Below are 6000 nucleotides of genomic sequence, written 5' to 3' on the forward strand. Positions count from 1 at the left end.
CCAAGCCTGTGAGATCCATATTCGACGCTATTACGAGGACCTCTAGCGGCAGCCTCGACCTGGGCTGCGCCCTTCGATGCATAAATGTCGATGAACCTCCATGGGGATTTCTGGACCACTCCCCACCCCAGGACAGATCCTAAATTGTCGGGATCTTTGGGAAGATTCTTCGCAAGGCTCCTGATTGACATGACCGCCCCTCCCGGCTTTACAAGGGCCTAACGCTACTACGCAAAACCCCGGCCCAGCTACTGGCATTCCATCCACGCTGGATGCTTGGACAGGACTGAGCGGGAAGTGATGTCAAATTGACCTTACTCAACCGCGACTGTAGATTCCTCTGTGGAAGAGCAGCTCGCCCTCTGCGGGCGAGCAAGAGAAAACCACTCACTGAAGGGAATCAAGTTGGCTAAATTTATGTGGGGCGTCACCATCTTTATGTCATTGATTGGTGCAATTGTGGGCTTCGGTGGAATGTACGCGGCAACTAGTGCGCCGCAAGAAGCCGCTGCAGCTGCAATGGGCTTGACTTGCGCAGTGATTCCGTACTGCATTGCTCGGGCATTCACTGAGCTGCGCTCGCTGTAAAGTTGGAAGCAAACTTATAAAGCCCGGCCCCGCGCTGGGCTTTTTGCATCTGGGCCCTCAGTGCTACAGTCCCGCCAAACCAAAGAGGGAACGACATGCGAATTTTGATCGTGGCGATGGCGGTTCTGGGGCTGGCGGGGTGCACCAGCGTAGCCGACACCCGAAGCACTCCGCCTTTGATCTCCCTTAAGTCCAGCAAGCCTGCCGGTAAGGTTGCTGAGTGCATTCGTGACGGATGGCAGGGCACCACTGTGCTGGGTGCAGGCATCGGCGGAGTTATGCAGACATCAGGGGATCGGTTCACCGTTATGGCTCCCGACTCGCAGTCGCCGTTGCACCTGGTTGATGTGACGCCAGTCAAAGGCGGGTCAGTCGTGCGATATCACTTTTACAGGACCTGGCAGTCGCCGCTTGAGAGAGTCACCGATGTGGTGCGGTCCTGCGCCGGCTAGGTCGGGATTTACCAATAAGCCACCTTCGGGTGGCTTTTTTATTGTCTGGAGAATGACATGGCAGCATCTGCAATTGAGTATCAGCCAATTACTGTGGTGCGCCTGTATGGGGCCCTGCGCCAGTTCGGGAAGTCTCATCGGCTGTCCGTGCAATCCCCGGCCGAGGCGGTAAAGGCCCTTTGCGTTTTGATCCCAGGGTTTGAGCGATTCCTGGGGAATGCGAAATCCCGAGGGCTCGAGTTCGCCTTCTTTCGCGGGGGCCGCAATATCGGCGAGAAAGAACTCGGCTATCAAGGCCGTGGCGACATCATCATTGCTCCTGTGATTTGCGGCAGCAAGCGGGCGGGTTTGCTGCAAACGGTGATTGGAGTAGCGATCATCGCCTTGTCCTTCTGGAACCCACTTGGCTGGTCCGCCGCAACCACGCTGGCAGTTGGCATGGGCGGCGGGTCGATGGCGCTCGGCGGCGTTATCCAAATGCTCAGCCCTCAGGCCAAGGGCCTTAAGACCAGCGCAGCCCCTGAGAACACCCCCGGCTACGCCTTTGGCAGCGCCAAGAACACCACCGCATCCGGCAACCCTGTCCCGTTGTGCATTGGCCGGCGGCGCTGGGGTGGCGCGATTATCAGTGCTGGGATTTATGCCGAAGACCAGATGTAGCCATACACCCGAATATCGCAGCCGCCCGAGAGGCGGTTTTTTATTGCCTGGAGAAAAGCATGGGCGCAGCACGCAAGATTGAAATCAGTGGCGAGAAAGGCGGATCGGAGAAGCCCAAGACGCCAACCGAGGCCCCTGACAGCCTGCGCTCCATCGCTGTCGCCAAGATGCTGATCGCGGTGGGCGAAGGGGAGTTTGATGAGCGAATTCCGACGGCGCGAGATATCTACCTCGACAACACGCCCTTGCAAGACCCTCAGGGCAATATGAACTTCCCGAACGTCAAGTTCGAGTGGCGCACCGGCTCTGTGGATCAGCGCTATATCCAGGGCATTCCTTCAGTCGAGAATGAAACCACCATCAGCACTGAGCTGCGCAGTGGCACGCCGTGGGTTCGGGCGATCAGCAACACCGACCTGTCGGCGGTGCGCCTGCGCTTCGCCTGGCCCGCGCTCCAGTCCGTAGACAGCAAAAACAACATCAAGGGTTACCGGATTGAGTACAAGGTTGAGCTGGCAACCGATGGCGGCGCCTATCAGCAGGTGCTGAGCGATGCGGTAGACGGCAAGACCACCAGCACCTACGAGCGCACCCGCCGCATTGATCTGCCGGCCGCGTCCAGTGGCTGGCTGATCCGCGTCACCCGCATCACGCCAAACCAGAACAACAACAAAATTGCCGACACCATGCAGGTTGCCGGCTTCACTGAGGTGATTGACGCCAAGCTGCGCTACCCGAACACCGCATTGCTCTACATCGAATTCTCGGCGGAGCAGTTCCGCAACATCCCGGCGGTCACCGTCGACTGCCGCGGGCGTAAGTGGCAGGTTCCCAGCAACTACGATCCAGAGAGCAGGACCTACAGCGGGATTTGGGACGGGACTTTTAAGCAGGCCTGGACGGACAATCCGGCTTGGGTCACCTACGGCATCACGGTCAACGACCGCTTTGGCCTTGGCCGCCGGATCAAGCCCTGGCAAGTCGATAAATGGGAGCTGTACCGGATTTCCCAGTATTGCGACCAGATGGTCCCGGACGGCAAGGGCGGCATGGAGCCGCGATTCATCTGCAACTTGAACCTCCAGGGCAAGGCTGATGCCTGGTCGCTGCTGCGCGACATCTCGTCGATTTATCGGGGCATGACCTATTGGGCCCAGGGCCAGGTGTTCACGCTGGCCGATATGCCGCGGGCGACGGACTTCGACTTTGCCTACACCCGGGCCAACGTCATCGATGGCAAGTTCAGCTACAACAGCGCCTCCGAGCGCACACGCTACAGCCGCGCCCTCATCAGCTACGACAACCCGGGCAACAACTACGATACCGACGTCACGTCCGTGACCGACCCGAAGCTACAGCGGCGCTATGGCGACAACCCACTGGAGCTGAGTGCAATTGGCTGCACCCGTGAGTCCGAGGCCCAGCGCCGCGGCAAGTGGGCGTTGCTGACGAACTCCAAAGATCGGGCCATTTCCTTCAAGGTCGGCCTGGACGGGCGCATCCCGCTGCCTGGCTACGTGATCCCGGTGGCGGATGAGTTGCTGGCGGGCCGGGCGGTGGGCGGGCGCATTTCAGCGGTAGCGGGGCGGGTTATTACCCTGGACCGTGACACACAGGCTAAGGCCGGTGATCGCCTGATTCTCAACCTGCCTAATGGCAAGTGCGAGGGCCGCACCGTGCAACTGGTCAGCGGCCGCGCTGTGACTGTGACGACCGCTTACTCCATGGCGCCAGAGCCGCAGCTTGTTTGGGCGCTGGATGCTCCAGACCTAGCCGTTCCACTTTACCGGGTCACCAGTGTTTCGCGGCCCGAGCCAGGTGTGTTTGAAATCACGGCGATTCAGTACGACCCGAGCAAGTTCGCTCACATTGACACCGGCGCGCGGCTTGAAGAACGCCCGATCAGCGTGATTCCCATCAGCGTTGTCCCGGCCCCGGCCAGCGTAACGCTAACGTCGAACTCTGCCGTGGATCAGGGTTTGGCCGTGACCACCATGACCATTGCCTGGCCTTCGGTGGCGGGTGCCGTGGGCTATGACGTGGAATGGCGTAAGGACAATGGCAACTGGGTCAAGCTGCCCCGTACCGGCGCCTTGGGCGTGGACGTGGTCGGCATCTACGCGGGCGCTTATCTGGCCCGGGTGCGCGCCGTCAGCGCTTTCGAGATTTCGTCAGTCTGGAAGGATTCGCTGCTGACCCAGCTCAACGGCAAGGTAGGCTTGCCGCCGGCGGTGGCGTTCCTGACCACCACCAGCCTCCTGTTCGGCATCGGCCAAAAGTGGGGCTTCCCTGCGGGTGCCGAGGATACCCAGCGTACGGAAATCTGGTACGGGCCTACACCGAACATCGCCAGCGCGACCAAGCTGGCCGACCTGTCCTACCCACAAAGCGAGCACTCGATGCAGAGCTTGCAGGCGGGTGCGCAGTTCTTCTTCTGGGCGCGGTTGGTGGATCGCACCGGCAACATCGGGCCGTTCTACCCGACTGGGGCTGGGGTGATGGGGCAGGCGAGCTCTGAGGCAGGGCCGATTCTGGACCTGCTGGAGGGCAAGATTACCGAAACGGAGCTGGGCGAGCACTTGATCGGCGAGATCGAGAAAATCCCCGGGCTGCAAACCCAGATCGATGCGCTGGACGAGAGCTACGACCCGACCAAGACCTACGTGAAGAACGCCATCGTGCGCCAGGGCCAGTTGCTGTACCAGGCCAAGGGACCGGTTCCGATCAACAAGCCACCGCCGAACGCCACGTACTGGCTGGATGTGGGGCAGTCGGTCGAATCCGCCAACGGCCTGGCCCAGCAGGTGAACACGAACACCACGGACATCACCGCGGTCGATGGCAAGGTCATGGCCCATGCCTCGGCGTTCAACGCGCTGCGCTCGTCCTGGCGCGGCGACGATGACGGCAACGGATCAAAGGTGGATGCACTCAAGGGCTGGGCCAGCACGGCAGCCATCGCGAACGAGGAGAAGACCCGGGCCTCGGAGAACGAGGCGATAGCGCAGCGCACCAGCACGCTGGATGCCAAAGTGGGCGACAACGCGGCGAACCTGACCACGCTGGAGAAGGTGGTGGCCACCAATGAGCTGGCGATGTCGCAAAGCCTTGTCCAGCTCTCGGCCGAAGTGGGCGACAACAAGGCCGCAGTGCAGCAAGCCACCGAGGCCCTGGCGGAAACCAATGGGAAGCTGTCGACCTTGTGGTCGGTGAAGATGGAAGCCACGGCCGGCGGGCAGCTCTACGCCGCGTCGTTTGGTCTGGGCTTGCAGGTTGACCCTTCCGGCGTGTCGTCGCAGTTCGTTGTGCGGGCAGACACTTTCATGCTGCTGAACCTGGTCAATGGCACACCGGTTTCGCCCTTCTCTATTACGGGAGGGCAGACGTTTATACGGTCGGCGTTTATTCAGGACGGAACAATTACTAACGCCAAGATTGGCGGAGCGCTCCAGTCAACGGATTACGTGGCAGGCCTTACCGGCTGGATACTTCCAAGAACAGGGCCATGGGAAATGAATGGATATGCTCCCGGGCAAGGCCGCATGACCATGTCCAATGGATCAATTCGGTTCTACCACCCCAATGGCGTCTTGGGGATCGACTTGAGTATCTAACAATGACGGGGCTTGTAATTAGAGATGCACTAAATAGGCTGATGGTCGATATGACGATGAGCATCAGCCAGCACATGGGCAGCGTGGTAACGGGAGGCGCTAATGGATCGGCAACTATCCCGGCCCCACCCTCTGGGAAAACTGCTTATTTCATTGTTGTTCCGCTTGTTGATTTGCAAGGTCCAAATGGTAAAAAACCTGGCGTCACCCTATCAGGTGCGAGCTTGACTTGGCAGTATTCTCACCCAGGAGGTAGCTGGGGGTTTTTCAATGCTAACTGCGAAATATTTTACGGGTACTATTAAATGGCAAACCTGATTGTAAAAAAGCCCAGCGGTGAAATACTTTTTGATACTGACAAAATTACCTATGGTCTTGTCAAAAGCGGAAATATGCAATTTATTCAAGGGTGGACTCGTCGGTATCTTCGTTCCGCTGGGTTAAATCCTACAAATGGTGCTAACTGGACCATTTCAGTTGTCAGGTCTGACACTAGTGATGGGGATGGTCTGTGGGGCTTTACTGTAAACAATGCCAGAAGTCCTATCGTTTTTATTCATGGCGGCGGCAAAAACTGAGTGCAACACCTGACCTTTCCGGTACGGTGCTGCCCCTATGTCCTATTCCGAACTCAGCGTTGAAGAACGCGCCACCATTCAAATCGGCAATGCCCAAGGCTTCAGCCT

The 6000-nt window shown here is 59.0% G+C and carries 4 protein-coding genes; all 4 read left to right on the top strand.

Translation table 11 applies throughout. The features are described 5' to 3' along the window. The first annotated feature begins 342 nt into the window (after positions 1-342). The 4 genes from AC19YR_RS22630 to AC19YR_RS22645 all read left to right on the top strand — a co-directional run bounded on the left by AC19YR_RS22630 (position 343) and on the right by AC19YR_RS22645 (position 5892). Positions 343-588, top strand: coding sequence for a hypothetical protein (locus AC19YR_RS22630; RefSeq protein WP_176465146.1), 246 nt, complete (start codon positions 343-345; stop codon positions 586-588). A 509-nt stretch (positions 589-1097) separates the two neighbouring features. Further along, positions 1098-1700 (top strand): tail assembly protein, encoded by a 603-nt coding sequence (locus AC19YR_RS22635; protein ID WP_500600242.1) that lies wholly within the window; start codon positions 1098-1100, stop codon positions 1698-1700. Between the two features lie 59 nt (positions 1701-1759). Continuing rightward, the gene (locus AC19YR_RS22640) at positions 1760-5314 is read left to right on the top strand and encodes a TipJ family phage tail tip protein (RefSeq protein WP_500600244.1); all 3555 of its coding nucleotides are present in this window, start codon (positions 1760-1762) and stop codon (positions 5312-5314) included. Between the two features lie 305 nt (positions 5315-5619). Further along, positions 5620-5892, top strand: coding sequence for a hypothetical protein (locus tag AC19YR_RS22645; RefSeq protein ID WP_500600245.1), 273 nt, complete (start codon positions 5620-5622; stop codon positions 5890-5892). The last annotated feature ends 108 nt before the right edge of the window (positions 5893-6000 follow it).

Source organism: Pseudomonas sp. MF08817 (assembly GCF_059862705.1).